Origin of the sequence: Pseudomonas sp. Kh14, from assembly GCF_900291005.1 — a bacterium.
GTDB lineage: Bacteria > Pseudomonadota > Gammaproteobacteria > Pseudomonadales > Pseudomonadaceae > Aquipseudomonas > Aquipseudomonas alloputida.
Map to the genome: position 1 here is coordinate 158,822 of NZ_OLKJ01000025.1, position 15,882 is coordinate 174,703.

The window sequence follows — 15,882 nt, forward strand, 5'->3', positions numbered from 1 at the left end:
AGATCCGTTCACTCATACTCCTGCACCCCGGCAATGTGCCGCCCGGCGACATAGCCAAAGGTCAGCGCCGGCCCCAGGTTGATGCCGCCCGACGGGTACCAGCCACCAAACACGCTGGCCATGTCGGTACCTGCTGCATACAGGCCTGCAATCGGTTGCCCGGCCTCATCCAGTACACGGGCATTGCCGTCGGTGCGCAACCCGGCAAAGGTGCCAAAACAGCCGGGCTTTACTTTCACCGCATAGAACGGCCCGTGCTCGATGGGCGCCACGCAAGGGTTAGGGCCCTTGTGCTGTGGGTCACCCTGCTTGCGGTTGAACGGCGTGGAACCGCGGCCAAACGCCGGGTCCTGGCCGTTACGGGCATGGCTATTGAAGTCAGTGACCGTGGCGCGCAGCCCGGACGGGTCAATGTCGCAGGCCTGGGCGAGCTGCTCGAGCGTGGCGCCGCGTTTCAGGTAGCCGCTGCGCACATGCGGTCCTACCGGCAGCGGTGCCGGGCGGGCATGCCCCAGGCCATAGCGGCGCAGGAAGCGATGATCGCAAACCAGCCACGAGCACACCTCCTGGCCCTGCGGCACTGCAGCGACCATGGCCGACACATAGTCGTAATAGCCATGCGCTTCGTTGACGAAACGCTTGCCGTTGGCCAGCACGCCGATAACGCCCGGTTTGCCGCGCTCGATAATGTGCGGGAAGTGGCCGACGCTGCCGTCGCGATACGGCACCTGTGAAACCGGTGCCCAGGCCACGGGCGACTTCAGGTCGGTAGCAACCACACCGCCGGCGGATTCGCCCAGCCGCAGGCCATCGCCAGAACACCCCTTGGGCGGCAGCGCCAGGTTGTCGTGGCCGCTGGCATCGCGCGGGAACAGTTGCTGGCGCCGGGCGTTGTCATTGGGGAAGCCACCTGCCGCCAGCACCACGGCCTTGGCGCGGATCAGCTGCTCGCCCTGTGGCGTCGCGACCCACGCCCCGCGTACCTGGCCACCCTCGATCAGCAGGCGCTTGGCCGGTGCCGACGCTTGCAGGTGCACACCCAGGTCCTGTGCCGATTTAGCCAGGCGCGCCACCAACGCCACACCGTTGACCAGGTGCATGGCCCGACCATGGCGGGCCAGGTGGTACAGGTGGCGGCCAAAGCGCTTGCACACGTGCAGCAGGGCTTTGGGCGAGCGGGTCATGTTGAGGAAGGCGGCAAGGTCGGCTCCGGCCATGATCGGCATGCCCATGAACGAGGTTTCGCGCATGGTCTTGCGCAAGCGTGGCAGCAGGGCGCCAACCTCGCGGGCATCGTAGGGCGCGGCGATCACCTGGTGGCCGCCAAGGGCTGCCCCCGGCGTATCGCCATGCATGTCCGGGATGCCGTTGCCGTCGGCAAACTGCAACGCCGTGTACTTCTCGAAAAACGCCACCATGTGCGGGCACGCCTCAAGGAAGGCATCGACGCGCTCGGCATTGTAGTTTGCCCCCAGCTCATGGCGCAGATAAGTCCGCGGCTGCTCGATGTCTTCCTCAATGCCGGCCCTGCGCGCCAGCGGGTTGCGTGGCACCCAGGCCCAGCCGCCGGACCAGGCGGTGGCACCGCCAAACACCGGTTCTTTCTCCGCCACGATCACCTTCTGCCCATGCCAGGCAGCCGTGACGGCCGCCGCCAGCCCGGCGGCGCCAGAACCTATGACCAGTACATCGCATTCGGTTTCGAGAGGAGCGGAAGGCATTGCGGGTTTCCTGTGCTTTTATTAGAACAATGTTCCACATTCTTATCAGCAGCGGATGGTCCTGCAAGGTCAGGTTGGTCATGTCAGGCAAGAACTGGGCGATCATCGGACATTCGAGGTGGTCCGAGCTGCGCTGGCTAGCGACGATGTGGAATCATCTTCTAGAATCCGCAAAAAAATCAGGGACCTGTGACATGGCTGGTAGTCAGATCGAACGCGCCTTCAGTCTTGTAGAAAGCCTTACCGGTGATCCCCAAGGGCTGCCGTTACAAACCCTGGCCGAGCGCCTGGACATTCCCAAAAGCGCTGCCCACCGCATGCTCACTGAGCTGGTGCGGCTGGGCTACGTGCGCCAGAACCGGGAAAACAGCCGCTATCAGCTGTCGGCCAAGCTGGTAGCGCTGGGCTTTCGTTACCTGGCCAACAGCGGTGCCGACATCATCCAGCCGATTCTTGACCGCCTGGCCCAGGACAGCGGTGAACTGGTGCGCCTTGGGGTGATCGACGGTGCCCGGCAAATCTGGATCGCCAAATCCCAGGGTGCCCGCTCCGGGCTGCGCTACGACCCGGATATGGGGCGCGACGCGCCGCTGTTCTATACCGCCTCCGGGCATGCCTGGCTGGCCAGCCTGGACGATGAGCTGGCGCTGCAGATGGTGTTGCGCCAAGGTATTGCCGACCCCGACCAGTTCGGCCCGAACGCGCCACGCTCCACCGACGAGCTGCTCGCCTACCTGCACCGCGCCCGCGAGCGTGGATATGCCTGGGTCGAGGAAACCTCCGCCATCGGCACCTCAGCCCTGGCCGCAGTGGTACGCCGCCCGCAAAGTGACGAGGTGATCGGCGTGCTGAGCATCGCCGGGCCCAGCGCGCGGCTGGCACAGAGCCGCCTTACAGCGCTGGCACCGCTATTGCTGACGGCGGCAGAAGAGTTGTCGGCGGCCAGTCCCGCCAGCGAGCTGTTTGCCTGAGAGGATATTCCGGTCGATTACCGCACAGTCTGTTGCGCCTGTTCTTCTGAAAAGCTGAACTTGGTTCTAAATTGTTGAGTGTGAATTGTGGAACTTCGTTTCAGAATTTCATGACAACAATGACAAGAGGACAGGCTTTTGAACGCACCCCTTCGTATTGCCTTGATTGGCGCCGGTATCATGGGCCGGCAGCATTACCAGCACTTGCGCAATGTGCCGCAAGCCCAACTGTGTGCGGTGGCCGACCCCGGCCCGCAGGCCGAGGCCTTCGCTGCCGAGTGCGGTGTGCCCTGCTTTGCCGACCACCGGCAGATGCTGGAGCAGATGCGCCCCGAGGCAGTGATCGTCGCCAACCCCAACAACCTGCATGTCGCCACCGCCCTGGATTGTGTCGAGGCCGGGGTGCCGGTGCTGGTGGAAAAACCGGTGGGCGTGAACCTGGATGAAGTGCGTGCACTGGTGGAAGCCTCACGCCGCCGAGGTGTGCCGGTGCTTGTAGGGCACCATCGCCGACACAATCCGCTGATCGCCAAGGCGCACCAGGTGATCAACGAAGGCAAGCTGGGCCGTTTGATCAACGTCACCGCGCTGTGGCAGCTGCAAAAGCCCGACAGCTATTTCGAAACGCCCTGGCGCCGCGAGCCAGGCGCCGGCTTCTTGCTGACCAACCTGATCCACGACCTTGACCTGTTGCGTTACCTGTGCGGCGAGGTGGTGCAGGTGCAGGCCTTCACCCGCAACGATGTCCGCGGTTTTGCCAACGAAGACAGCGCCGCGGTGCTGCTGCAGTTTGCCAACGGTGCCTTGGGCAGCCTGACCGGGTCCGATGCGGTGGCTGCACCGTGGAGCTGGGAGCTGGACGCCGGCGAAAGCCCCGTGTACCCGCGCCAGGACGGCCAGCCGTGCTATCTGCTGGCCGGTACCCAAGGAGCACTGAGCATTCCCCAGCTCAAGCGCTGGCATTACGCCGAGGCAGGCTCAGGCTGGCATACGCCCCTGTTGCAAAGCTCGGAAAGCATCCCCGCCGGCGAGGCATTGACCCTGCAATTGCAGCATTTTGTGCGGGTTGCCCGGGGTGAACAGGCGCCGCTGATCGACGCTGCCGACGGTGGGCGCACACTGGCGCTGATCGAAGCGATACGACAGGCAGCCCAAAGCGGTCGGGCTTGCGCGCCCGCGCACATTGGCTGATACAACCTTACTATTGCTGGTGACGATAAATGACTGATCGAATTTTTTCCCTCGCGGCCCTGACGGTGCTCGAGCTGTCTCCACCGGACATGGTCGAGGCCGCCGCCCGAGCGGGTTACAGCCATGTCGGCCTACGGCTGGTGCCAGCCACCGAACAGGAGCGGCATTTCCCGTTGGTCGCCGATGCCGAACTGCGCCGGCAAACCCAGGCGCGCTTGCGCGACACGGGCGTCAAGGTGCTCGACCTGGAGATCCTGCGTCTTGAACCGGCAACCTGTGTGGCCGATTTCGAAGCGATCCTGGCGGTGGGCGCCGGGTTGGGTGGCACTGAATTGCTGGTAGCGGGCAACGACCCCGACGAAGCGCGCCTGACCGAACGCTTTGCCGCATTGTGCGACCTGGCGGCGCAATACGGCATTCACCCTCACCTGGAGTTCATGCCCTGGACCGACGTACGTGACCTGCGCCAGGCCATGCGGGTGGTGGCCAACGCCGACCATGCCAATGGCTGCGTGCTGGTGGATGCCTTCCATTTCAACCGCTCCGGCTCTTCGCTGGACGACCTGGCGCAACTGAAGCCGCAGCGCATGCGCTATGCCCAACTGTGTGACGTTGCTGGCCCGGTACCGGCCGACATGGACGAGATCCTGCGCCAGGCGCGTAACGAGCGACGCTTCCCGGGTGATGGCGATGCCGACCTGGTTGGCCTGTTGCGCGCCTTGCCGCCGAGCGTGCCGCTGAGCCTGGAAATCCCCACGCGGCAATTGCTGGAGCAGGGCATCAGTGGCGAACAGCGCGCGCGCATGGCGCTGGAGAAAGCCAAGGCGGTGTTGGCCACGGTCTGATCGAGCGAACGTGGCGCATGGCACCGGCTACGCCACGTTCGCGAGTGAACCTACACCGAACGCTTCATTGCCGTCGTCCGCTTCTCAAGAAACTTCAAGCCAAAAAAGGGCCCGCAAGGGCCCCGTAGAGGTAAGTGGCTAGCGCTCTCAGGCGCTCTCGACCTTGCGCGGTGCCATGAAATACATCCACACCAACGCCAGGAAGTACATGGCGGGGATCATGGTAAACAGCACGGCATAGTTGTTGTTGGTAGCGGTCAGCACGCTGCCGACAATCTGCGTCATGAACATCCCGCCAATTGCCGCACACATGCTGCCGAAGCCGAATACGGTGCTCACCAGATGCTTGGGTGTGTAGTCCATCACCAGGCTCCAGATATTCGCCGTCCACGCCTGGTGCGCGCCTACCGCGATCGAGATGGCCGCCACCGCGACCCACAGTCCACTGGCGTTGGCGGCAAAGATGACGCTGAGCATGGTGCAGGCAAAGATCAGCATGGATACCAAGCGCGCTGTCGTGGCACGCACGCCACGGCCGATCAGCCACGACGACAGGATGCCACCCCCGATACTGCCGAAGTCTGCCGTCAACCAGATGATGATCAACGGGATGCCCATCTGGGTGACGTTGATGCCCAGGCTGTATTGCTGGTTCAGGAACGGCGGCAGCCAGTACAGATAGAACCAGAACACCGGTGCGGTAATCGCATAGGCCACTGCAAAAGCCCAGGTGCCACGCAGGCGCAGGATACGGCTGAACGGCACACGGGTCGGCTCGGGCTCGTCATCCTGCTGGATGTACTGCACTTCGCTCTGACGCACGCGGGGGTGGTCTTCAGGGTTGTAGTACTTCAGCACCCAAAACACGACCCACACCAGGCCCAGGCTACCCATGGCGATGAACGCAGCCTGCCAGCCCCATACAGCCAGGATCAGCGGCAACAGCGCGGGGGTGACCATGGCGCCAACATTGGTACCGGCGTTGAACAGCCCCGTTGCAATGGCCCGCTCACCCGCCGGGAACCACAGGCGCACGGTCTTGACGCAGGCCGGGTAGTTGGCGGCCTCGGTCAGGCCGAGGATGAAGCGGCAGACCATGAAACCTGCCGCCGAGGTGGCCAGGCCGTGGGCACCCGTGGCCAGGCTCCACAGCAGTACAGCGAAGAAGAAGGCCCGTTTGACTCCGACCTTGTCGATCAGTCGGCCTTGCAGCAGAAAGCCGATGGCATAGCCGACCTGGAACCAGAAATTGATGTTGGCGTAGTCCATCGCCGTCCAGCTCATTTCCTTGGCCAGCACAGGCTGCATGATGCCGAGGGCGGCGCGGTCGATGTAGTTCAGGGTGGTGGCGAAGAACACCAGGGCGAGCATGCCCCAACGGGTCTTGCCGACGCCGAAGGCGCCGCGGAGCTTGTCGCCGATCGAGCCCTGGGACATCCGGGGCGCGGCGGGAGGGATCTTGGAGTGGTTCATAGACTGCTCGTTTCTTGAAATTGTATTCAGCTGCGGTGCTACGGGTACGTGACCGTTCCCAGGCAGGGGGGCACGCAAGGCCGGTGCATGGTGAGCAGTGAAGACGGCAGCGTCAATTCAAGAGACGGGCTACTGTTCGGTTATCGAACGGTTGCGTTGGCCGGCGGGCGCGGCAGGTATTCACGTCACTGAAGGGTAGAAGGCTTTGGCCTTGGTTGCCTGATGGGCGCAAAACCGACATCAATGATGTGCACAGCCCCCGCTCAACGCCCTACCGGCCAGATACCCGAAGGTCATCCCTGGCCCAAGGGTAATGCCGCCGCTCGGGTAGTACCCACCCATCACGCTGTGCATGTCGTTACCCACTGCAAACAACCCGGGTATCGGCTGCCCTGCGTGGTCCAGTACGCGGGCTGAGGCGTCTGTGTCCAGGCCGGCGAAGGTGCCAAGGCTGCCTGGCAGCAGTTTCACCGCATGGAACGGCCCCTTCAGCAACGGCCGAAGCGACGGGTTAGGTGCCTGCTGCGGGTCGCCTTGGGCCCGGTTGTAGGCCGACGCGCCACGTAGAAAGGTAGGGTCTTCACCTTGTGCCGCATGATGGTTGAAGCCCTCCACCGTGCGTTGCAACTGCTCGGCGTCGATCCCGCAGCGCTGCGCCAGTTGCGCCAGGGTAGCGCCGCTGTGCAAATAGCCACTGCGCTGATAGAAGCGGGTAGGGAAGGGAAAGGGCTTGGCCCAACCGATGCCATAGCGCCGTTGCGCAGCATGGTCGCAGATCAGCCAGGCCTCCGGCTGCTCAGCCTGCGGCGTGGCGGCGAACAGCGCGTTCATGAAGTCGTGGTAGCAATCGGCCTCGTTGACGAAGCGCCGACCATCGCGGCGCACGGCGATGAAACCGGGCTTGGCACGGTCGATCAGGTGTGGGAAATGGCCGAAATGGCCATTGCGGCGCGGTACCTGCGATACCGGCGCCCAGGCGCCCCCGTGGGCGCCTGCCGCAGACATCCGCCCACCCGCCTGTTCGCCCAGGCGCAAACCATCACCGCTATTCTCCCTGGGCGCAGCGGAGTAATGCTGGTCACCGTCCGGCGCGTGCGGCATCAGCTGCGAGATACGCTGGCGATCATGTGGGAAGCCACCGCAGGCCAGCACCACACCGCGCCGTGCGTAGATCGCTTGGCCATCGGCAAACAGCGCGCCGTTGACCCTTTCTTCGCACAACAACAGACGGCTGGCCGGTTTCTCGGTCAGCAATGTCACGCCATGATCAAGGGCGCTGCGCAGCAGGCGCGCCACCAGCGCGTTGCCATTGACCAGATGCAGGCCGCGACGGTGCAGCAGCAGGTCGCGGCCATGGCGCAACAGGCGCTTGCCAACATGCAGCGCTGCCTTCGGCGAGCGTGTGGCGTTGAAGAAGGCAGCCATGTCGGCGCCCCCGGCAATGCCCATGCCGGCCAGGCTGACGATGTCCAGCGGCGGGCGCAACTTGTGCAGCCAAGGCCCCAGCCGGCGCCCGTCGTAAGGTATTGCACACAGCGAGCGACCGCCGCGTGCACTGCCATCGCCTTCACGCATGTCGGGCATACGGCTACCGCACTGGAACTGCACGGCAGTGTGTTGCTGGAAGAACGCCACCATTTCCGGACCATGGCGCAGGAAGGCACGTTGACGCGGGTCCAGCTCGCGGGTGTGGGTTTGCGCACGCAGATAGCGCTCCGGGGCATCGTCGGCTTCGACGATGCCTTCGGCGATGGCCAGCGGGTTGCGCGGTATCCACAACCAGCCCCCCGACCAGGCGCTGGTGCCGCCCAGTTGGCTGGCTTTTTCCGCGACGACCACTGTCAGGCCATGATGCGCGGCGGTTACGGCGGCAGCCAGGCCAGAGGCGCCGGAGCCGATGACGAGTACGTCACATTCAAGGGGGGGCATGGAAGGGGTCCGCTCGGATGTTGGAAGAGGTGGCGTGTGGCTTACTGCAGCGGTGAGAAACCGGTAGGGCGCAGCAGCCGCGATTGAAGGCGCAGTACTGCGCCCAGCTCGCGGTTGCGTCGCGAGAATTCCGCCCAGCGCGAGTCTGCCGCCATGGCTGCGCGGCGTGCCATGCGGTCGTCGAGGCTGGCATAGCCCCAGATGTGCACCACTTGGTTGACGTCGCCGAACTCGCTGGTGAAAAAGCCCACCAGGTTGCCCAGGTGTTCGCTCTGCACCTCGAGTGCGTGGCTTTGGTAAAGGGCCAGCCAGTCGGCCATTTTCAATGGGTCGAGGGTGTAGGTTCTCAGTTCGTAGTACATGCCGGGTTCTCCGTAGGGGTAGCCGGCGCCTGCAGGCGCGCGGTGATGTGGTTGGCAGCAAGCCAGCCGAAGGTGAGGGCAGGGCCCAGGGTGATGCCGGGGCCGGGGTAGGTGCCCTTCATCAGTGAGTTCATGTCGTTGCCGACCGCATACAGCCCGGGAATGGGCAAACCGCTGCGGTTCAGCACGTTGGCATCGGCGTTGGTCACCAGGCCACGAGCTGAACCGAGGTCGCCGGTGTGAATGCGGATGGCATAGAACGGCCCCTTGGTCAGGGGTGCCAGGCAAGGGTTGGGCGTATGTTGCGGGTCGCCCATGTAGCGGTTGTAACTGTTGCCGCCTTTGCCAAATGCGCGGTCGATGCCATTGCTGGCATCGCTGTTGAACTGTGCAAGTGTTTGCGAAAACACCTGTGGATCGACGCCGATGGCCAGGGCCAGTGCCTGCGTTGTGGTGGCTTGATACAGGTAGCCTGCGTCGATCAACGCCTGGTTGTTGACGGGCTTGGGCCGCGCCAGGCCAAGCCCGTACCGGTTCATTGCCTCGGCATCGCAGACCAGCCAGCAGCTGGCAATGCCGTTGGCGAACATGGTGTGCACGAAGTGGTGGTAGGAGTCGGACTCGTTGACGAAGCGCCGCCCGGCTTGGTCTACCGCAATCACGCCCGGCTTGGCGCGGTCGGTGACCAAGTGCGGGAAGCGCTCACGTTCACCATCGGCATGACGCAGTTCGGAAACCGGTGCCCAGAAAAAGTTGGCCGCCAGGCTCTCGCCCTCGGCTGCTGCCACGGCCTGGGCAAGGCGCAGGGCGGCTCCGTCGTTGGCCGGTGGTGACATGGTCAGGTGCGGCGCCATTTGAGCAGGGCGGTAGCCGGCGGCCATTGCGCCTGCTGCGAATCCGCCCATGGCGCACACCACGCCACCACGGGCCATTACCCGCTCACGGCGGCCCTCGCGCTGTACGACCACGCCCGTGATCACGCCGTGCTCGGCGATCAGCTCCACGGCTTCGCTGCGCAACCACAACTGTGTGCCGTGGGCGAAGGCGCTGGTGGCCAGGCGGGCGATCAATGCGTTGCCAGTGGTAAGCCGGGTGCCGCGTGGGTGCTGCAGGCGGTCGCGCGCGTAACGCGCCATCAGCTTCAGGCAATGCCACATCGATCTGGGTGAGCGGCGAATGCTGAGGAAATGCTGGATATCCACCCGGTTGACCATCATGCCGCCGAACAGCAGCATGCCGGGCGGTGGCATCTGCAGGTCCTTGAAGCGTGTGCCCAGGTGCTTGCCGTCGTATTCGACCATTTCCAGCGCCCGGCCGAACTGAGTGGCGCCGGGTGCATCCGGGTAATAGTCGGGCGAGAGTGGGCGCAGGGCATAACGCAGTTCGGTGTTTTGCTCCAGCCAGCGCAGCGCTTGGTGGCCATGCTCGATGAAGGCATCGCACAAGGCGGGGTCGTAGCCGTCGCCGATGACCTGCTTGAGATAGGTGCGCATTGCCTCGGGGGAGTCCTTGGCGCCGGCGTCACGGGCTTGGTCGGTGCCGTACAGCCACACCGCGCCGCCAGAAATCGCCGAGGTGCCGCCAAAGCGTTCGGCCTTTTCCACCACCAGCACCTTTAGCCCACGGCGGGCCGCGGTGGCGGCAGCGGCAAAACCACCGGCACCGCTGCCCAGCACAACCAGGTCGAAGCTGTTATGTGTGTGCTCCAGAGTCGTCATGGCCTCAGATCTCCAACGGCGTGACGCCCATGAAGGCGCCAAGGTGGCCCAGTTGGGCAAAGGCCATTTCCGGGCCAGTCTGGATCCTGCAGCCTACTTGCCGCGCGCGGTTCAGCAGCGGGGTTATCTCGGGTGAGGTGACCACGTCGGCGACCAGGGTGTCTGGCAGCAGGGTCGCCAGCAGGGCGGCGGACAGCGGCAGTTCTGCGCGGGGGCCCATGCCGACTGGTGACGCGTTGGCCACCAGGTCGAAGTCTTCCAGCCCACTGAACTGTGTGCTGACCGTGAGTCCGGGGAAGGCGTTGCCGAGCAGTTCGCATACAGCACCCATGCGTGCTGTGCTGGGGTCGCTGAGGGTAATACTGGCGATCCCTGACTCAGCCAGTGAATAGGCAATGGCACTGCCAACACCGCCGCAACCGATCACCAGTGCCCGTTTGCCCGCCGGCTTGAAGCCATGCTTGTGCGCAGCGCCGAGGAAGCCGGCGCCGTCCACGTTGTCGCCCAGCAGGCGTCCGTCGCGCTCGCGACGTATCACATTGACCGAACCCAGGGCAGCCGCGCGCTCGCTCAGGCCGTCGACGCGGTTGGCCAGCGCCTGCTTGTAAGGCACGGTGACCACGCAACCGCGCAGGTTCTGCCAGCCACGCAGGGTACCCGCAAAGCTGTCCAGCGCCGCCTCGTGCAGGTCGATGGGCAGCATGGCGAGGTTGCAGTTGTTGTGGTTGAACCAGGTGTTGAAGTTTTGCGGGGACTTCACCTGGGCGATGGGCGAACCGACGATGGCGACCAGTTCAGTGGAACCTCGAATCATGCTGACTTCCTTATTGGCGTTGTTATGGCGCCAAGGGTGAGGCAGGGGAACGCGGGCAACAATGCGCCAAGCGGCCACTTAGTGCGATAATCGCAGTCATGATCCGGTTATCGCAGTAATCGGCTGTTTTTGTGCCTCTGGTAGCGAGTCGAATGCATGAACACACCCGCCATCCATCCCCGTGACCTGATCGCAGGCTTGCAGAAAGGCCTGGCGCTGATGCAGCTGTTCAGCGCCGAGCAGCCGCGTCTGAGTGTGCCGCAGGCGGCCAGGTTATCTGGCCTTACGCCCAGTGCTGTGCGGCGGTTTCTGTTGACCTTGGTGCATGAGGGCTTTGCCGAAACTGACAGCCGTGAGTACTGGCTGACCCCCAAGGCCTTGCGTATCGGCCAGGCTTATGTGGACTCGGCGCAACTGCCGCGCATGCTGCGGCCGATTGTTGAACAGGTGGCGCGCCAGACTCAGGAGCACGTATCGGTGGGTACCCGCGATGGCGATGAGATCATCCATCTGGTGCGTAGCCGGTATAGCCATGTGGCGTCTTTGTCGATCAGGCCGGGCTCGCGGGTACCCATGTATTGCACGGCCAGCGGGCGAATCTGGCTGGCCTGGCTGGATGAGGGGGAGCGGGACGAATACTTTGCCCGTCACCCGCTGCGGGCGTTGACGCCTTACACACTGACAGACCGGGCGCAGCTGGACGCTGAACTGTTGCGCGTGAAGGGGCAGGGGTTCTGTATCGTTGATCAGGAATATGAAATCGGTATGCGGGTGCTGGGGGTGCCACTGCTGGGGCGGGCCGGTCAGTTGAAAGCCACGCTGACCATCACTACTCATGCATCGCGGTTGAGTATTGATGAGATACGGTTGCGGTATTTACCGACCCTGTATGAGGCACAGGCGTTGCTTCGGCCAGTGCTGGATTGACGCAGACATGGCGCAGTTTGCGGGCTGGCGCCATGGATGTGAGAACGGGTCACCCGGAAAGGTGGCTTTGCTCGCCTTTTGGGCCGCTGGACGGCCCAAACTTCAGCTTCCGGCTCGGTGGCCGGTAGTGGCTTTCAATCAATGAGCCAACCCTGGTCCCCCTCGATCAACGTCCCTCCATGACTGGTAGTATCACCCTCCCTTGCTGCGGGGTGGCCCTCGATGATCGTGCAGGCAGCGCCGGTTTCGATAACGGCGCCACAACTGATGCGATCGCCCACACGAGCGACGGCCTTGCCATCCACGAATGTTGCATTTGCGCCGGTTTCCACAGTGCCTTCGCCATGGAGCGGGCAGCTATGACGATGGCCTACCAGTACGATGGGTTTCATTTGCGCTTCCTTTTGCCGGGTTGAATGGAGCTTCCTCAAATGCTTCGGGTGGCGGTGGCGCTGCTCGGACGTTGAACAGGCGGCAGATGCCATACCAGCAGAGGGCGACGGTCAGGTTGTAGGGGAACAGCACGGCCCAGAACGGCAATTGCCAGTTCTTTTTGCCCTGCATTTCACCGGGCTCGCCGGTTCGCCAGGGGGCGTAGTGGCGCCAGGCTTCTGCCGGGGTGAGGCAGATGGCGTGCAGTGGCTTGTGCCACCAGTTGGGTTCACCGGGCGGGGGGAGTTTGTCCGGGCCGTGGTCCATGAAGTGGCGGAGGTATTCCCATACCTCGGCGACATGCTTGACGCCCGGTTCGGTGGGTTCGTTGCTGTCGATCCAGAGGCAGTCTTTTTGATGCAGGCTGCCGTCTTCCCGGCGGGGGGCGAAGGCGAGGGCATAGCTAGTGCTGAATGATGAGCCGCCGTACTCGGTGCGTTTGAAGATGCCACCGCCTGTGTTAGCCCATTCAAACACAAATACCTTGCTCAAACGTTGGTAGTAGATTTTTTGGGTTGATCGATTGAAGCAGAAAATTGATAAGCGTTTTATGAAATATATTCGATAGGCTAAAAATGGGAGGAAGATGAAAGGTGCAATTAGTGTAAGGAGGGTAAAGGTATAACTAAAGGTGTAGGGGTTCCAGGCTTCACTGGTTAGTAAGTAAGGGTAGGTGAAGATAATGAGCGCAATGGTCATTGCGCAGTACAGCTTTCCCATAAATACTGAGTCTGTTACCCAGGGGTTTCTCAGGCATAAGGTGGTTTTTGACAAGCTTGATAGTTGCCCGCCAATAGCGGGCTTATGCCCTGAACTTGAGCTTGAGCTGAGTATCCAGATGGTTGCCATGATCAGCACTCCAGACGAAAAATTGACAAGGTCTCAGCCATGGCCGGGAAGTCGCGGGTGCATGGCACGTTGGTGTAGTGCACCGTCAGGATGGGTACGCGTGAACTGCAGACAGGGCCTGGAGGTAGCGCTGCTGACGGAGGTGTCGCTCATGTACGCTTCCTTTTTTGGGTTGAATGCGCTGGGGCCTCCTCAAATGCTTCGGGTGGCGGTGGCGCTGCTTGGACGTTGAACAGGCGGCAGATGCCGTACCAACAGATGGCTACGGAGAGGTTGTAGGGGAACAGCACGGCCCAGAACGGCAATTGCCAGTTCTTTTTGCCCTGCATTTCACCGGGCTCGCCGGTTCGCCAGGGGGCATAGTGGCGCCAGGCTTCGGCCGGGGTCAGGCAGATGGCGTGCAGTGGCTTGTGCCACCAGTTGGGTTCACCGGGCGGGGGGAGTTTGTCCGGGCCGTGGTCCATGAAGTGGCGGAGGTATTCCCACACTTCGGCGACATGTTTGACGCCCGGTTCGGTGGGTTCGTTGCTGTCGACCCAGAGACAGTCTTTTTGATGCAGGCTGCCGTCTTCCCGGCGGGGGGCGAAGGCGAGGGCATAAATGGTGCTGAATGATGAGCCGCCGTATTCCGTACGCTTAAAAATACCACCGCCGGTATTGCTCCACTCAAAGACCAGTACCTTGCTTAAACGTTGATAGTAGATTTTTTGGGTCGCCCGATTGAAGCAGAAGCTTGATAAGCGTTTTATGAAATATATTCGATAAATGAGGAAAGGTAGGAAAGTGAAAGGCATAAGCAAGAATCCAGTCGCTAATAATGGAGCGGTTTCGTACATGCGCCATATATCCCTGGATAGTAAATATGGGTAAAAGCTGGCAATTGAAAGAACAGTTATCGCGCAATACAGCTTTCCCATGAAGACAGAGTCTGTGACCCATGGATTCCTTAAGTATAAAATGGTGTCAGATAAGCTTAATAGTTGCCCTGTGATAGAGGGCTTGTATCCAGAGTCTGACATTGAGTTGAATATCCAGATGGTTGCCATGATCAGCGCTCCAGGCGAAAAGTTGACAGGGTCTCATTGTCTTCGTCCAGGCCTTGATTGGCGTTGTAGGTTAGATGAAGTGAGACATGATTTTGGTTGGCGAGGGTGTTTTCGAAATGTAGAACTAAGCCAGCATCTACGAGGTGGCCGGTCGGGCTGATTGGAAAAACGTCAATTCCGTGGTTGTCACGGACGGAGCTCAAGCTTCCTGACCATTCACTTACGCCTAGCCTGAATGCAGGCAGCAGCACTGTGAACTCTACGGTTGGTTGGGGGGTGGCTACTTCGTTATGTGTGATAGCTGTCCAATTTGGCGGCGACCAGTGGTTATTCTGATGCCATCGGGTGTCGGCTTTAGTTATGCCGAGGGATAGGGCCTGCTCGGCGGATAGTAGCTTGGGCCCGTAATGTTCATTGTGCCAAGCCTTAATTTCTGTTTGCAGTGAAGTGAAAGCAGGAAGTTTCTTGTCAAAGTCCAAGTTGATGTCGGCGTGCGACTCTCCATCATTGATGCGATTACCGAATATGCTACGTGCTGCCCACAGTTCTATTGGGCTGTGAAGGCGTTCATGTGCCTTGGCGTGTAGGTAGAGGCCTCCTGCGATGATGGCTACACCTACGAGGACAAGGGCAGCGGCGGCCCATCCGGCAAAGGGCACAACCGATGTCACGCCTGCAATTGCAAGTCCTGCTTCAAGGACGACAGCGGAACCAATAGCCATGGTGAACCCACCCGCCACAGTGTAACCGGCTGCAGTTAGATCACCATTCTCGTACTGTCGTAGCGCCTTAGTACCGTCCGCGAAAAAACCCAGCGCAATCGCCGGGTATCCGGCTAAACGCGCAAACAGATTGCTACTCAAAAACTTTATAACCCCATTGCCAAAGGCCATGCCCGGCGCTGTGGCACTTAATCTCAGCATGACGGCCTTTTGCGTTGCCCGTACGCTGACCAACGTTGCCGCCGCTGCACCAATCACCCCGAAAACAGATGAAGCGAACCCCAGGGTGTATTCCGGTGCGTCGCTCTTCTGCAGGCTGTTGTAAGCCGTCTTGAGCGATAGGATGTTGAACCACAGCATCCCCGCGTTTAAACCACCACCACCGCCCGAGGTGAGCAACCCAAGGAAGTTGGGTTTCACACGCGCAGTGGTGGTCAGCTCGATAGACACCGTGCGGCTACCCGAGATGCGCAACGCTTTCATCTCTTCAACCTGCGCCATGCCGCTCTTCAAATACCGCTGCACCTCTTGGCTAAATGGATTTTCCTTTATGGCCTGTTCGGTGATTCGATAGCGCGCCGCCAGCAACCCCAGTGCTTTCTCGGCATTCGCCTCACGCGCTGCCAGCAACACTTGCTGGCGCAGGCCATGGCTGGCATCCCAACGGGTCTGGCCACGCAGGCGCTTGAGCACCACGGCATTGACCGACTGGGCGGTGAGGTCGGTGATGTCCGCCATGGCCGGGAAGCGCCCCGCCAATCCCTCGATCACGTTGTCGCTGGCGCCGAACAAGGAGCCGATGGCGTCGGCTTTGTCCTTGAACGGGTTGAACGGCGCCAAGGCGGTGTAAAGCGGGCTGTCGTGCTGGTCCAGCCATTGCTC

The 15,882-nt window shown here is 61.9% G+C and carries 14 protein-coding genes; 4 read left to right on the plus strand and 10 right to left on the minus strand.

From position 1 onward, the window contains the following. Positions 1–8: 8 nt before the first annotated feature. Positions 9–1,721: an FAD-dependent oxidoreductase gene (locus FQ668_RS13125; protein ID WP_014591449.1), complete on the minus strand. Its 1,713-nt coding sequence runs from the start codon at positions 1,719–1,721 to the stop codon at positions 9–11. Between the two features lie 194 nt (positions 1,722–1,915). Between FQ668_RS13125 and FQ668_RS13130 the strand changes: the two genes are divergently transcribed. The 3 genes from FQ668_RS13130 (at position 1,916) to FQ668_RS13140 (ending at position 4,728) form a co-directional block, all read left to right on the plus strand. Next, positions 1,916–2,692 (plus strand): IclR family transcriptional regulator, encoded by a 777-nt coding sequence (locus FQ668_RS13130; protein WP_019438996.1) that lies wholly within the window; start codon positions 1,916–1,918, stop codon positions 2,690–2,692. A 138-nt stretch (positions 2,693–2,830) separates the two neighbouring features. Continuing rightward, positions 2,831–3,883 (plus strand): Gfo/Idh/MocA family protein, encoded by a 1,053-nt coding sequence (locus tag FQ668_RS13135; protein WP_019438997.1) that lies wholly within the window; start codon positions 2,831–2,833, stop codon positions 3,881–3,883. 29 nt (positions 3,884–3,912) lie between these two features. Next, positions 3,913–4,728 carry a sugar phosphate isomerase/epimerase gene (locus FQ668_RS13140; protein WP_019438998.1) on the plus strand — a complete coding sequence of 272 codons (816 nt, stop codon included), beginning with the start codon at positions 3,913–3,915 and terminating at the stop codon, positions 4,726–4,728. A 147-nt stretch (positions 4,729–4,875) separates the two neighbouring features. Here FQ668_RS13140 and FQ668_RS13145 read toward each other — a convergent pair whose 3' ends face one another. From FQ668_RS13145 to FQ668_RS13165, 5 genes are all read right to left on the minus strand, one after another. Then, on the minus strand, positions 4,876–6,201 hold the full coding sequence (locus FQ668_RS13145; protein WP_012052802.1) for an MFS transporter: 1,326 nt from the start codon (positions 6,199–6,201) through the stop codon (positions 4,876–4,878). 240 nt (positions 6,202–6,441) lie between these two features. Continuing rightward, positions 6,442–8,130: an FAD-dependent oxidoreductase gene (locus FQ668_RS13150; RefSeq protein WP_019438999.1), complete on the minus strand. Its 1,689-nt coding sequence runs from the start codon at positions 8,128–8,130 to the stop codon at positions 6,442–6,444. Positions 8,131–8,171: 41 nt separating this feature from the next. Further along, positions 8,172–8,492 (minus strand): NIPSNAP family protein, encoded by a 321-nt coding sequence (locus FQ668_RS13155; protein WP_003250862.1) that lies wholly within the window; start codon positions 8,490–8,492, stop codon positions 8,172–8,174. Beyond that, positions 8,477–10,210 carry an FAD-dependent oxidoreductase gene (locus tag FQ668_RS13160; RefSeq protein ID WP_019439000.1) on the minus strand — a complete coding sequence of 578 codons (1,734 nt, stop codon included), beginning with the start codon at positions 10,208–10,210 and terminating at the stop codon, positions 8,477–8,479. Before FQ668_RS13160 ends, FQ668_RS13155 begins: the two co-directional genes overlap by 16 nt. A gap of 4 nt (positions 10,211–10,214) precedes the next feature. Beyond that, complete coding sequence (locus FQ668_RS13165) at positions 10,215–11,024, minus strand: shikimate dehydrogenase (RefSeq protein WP_019439001.1); 810 nt, start codon at positions 11,022–11,024, stop codon at positions 10,215–10,217. Positions 11,025–11,180: 156 nt separating this feature from the next. Here FQ668_RS13165 and FQ668_RS13170 point away from each other — a divergent pair, with 156 nt between their 5' ends. Then, a complete protein-coding gene (locus FQ668_RS13170) occupies positions 11,181–11,951 on the plus strand; it encodes an IclR family transcriptional regulator (protein ID WP_019439002.1) in 771 nt (256 codons plus the stop codon). Positions 11,952–12,085: 134 nt separating this feature from the next. Here FQ668_RS13170 and FQ668_RS13175 read toward each other — a convergent pair whose 3' ends face one another. The 4 genes from FQ668_RS13175 to FQ668_RS13190 all read right to left on the minus strand — a co-directional run. Further along, complete coding sequence (locus tag FQ668_RS13175; RefSeq protein WP_003250871.1) at positions 12,086–12,343, minus strand: PAAR domain-containing protein; 258 nt, start codon at positions 12,341–12,343, stop codon at positions 12,086–12,088. Further along, on the minus strand, positions 12,309–13,232 hold the full coding sequence (locus FQ668_RS13180) for a DUF6708 domain-containing protein (RefSeq protein ID WP_080590264.1): 924 nt from the start codon (positions 13,230–13,232) through the stop codon (positions 12,309–12,311). Before FQ668_RS13180 ends, FQ668_RS13175 begins: the two co-directional genes overlap by 35 nt. 149 nt (positions 13,233–13,381) lie before the next feature. Beyond that, on the minus strand, positions 13,382–14,278 hold the full coding sequence (locus FQ668_RS13185; protein WP_023389629.1) for a DUF6708 domain-containing protein: 897 nt from the start codon (positions 14,276–14,278) through the stop codon (positions 13,382–13,384). Between the two features lie 2 nt (positions 14,279–14,280). Beyond that, on the minus strand, positions 14,281–15,882 hold a 1,602-nt coding region (locus tag FQ668_RS13190), incomplete at its 5' end, for a T6SS effector BTH_I2691 family protein (RefSeq protein ID WP_306109844.1).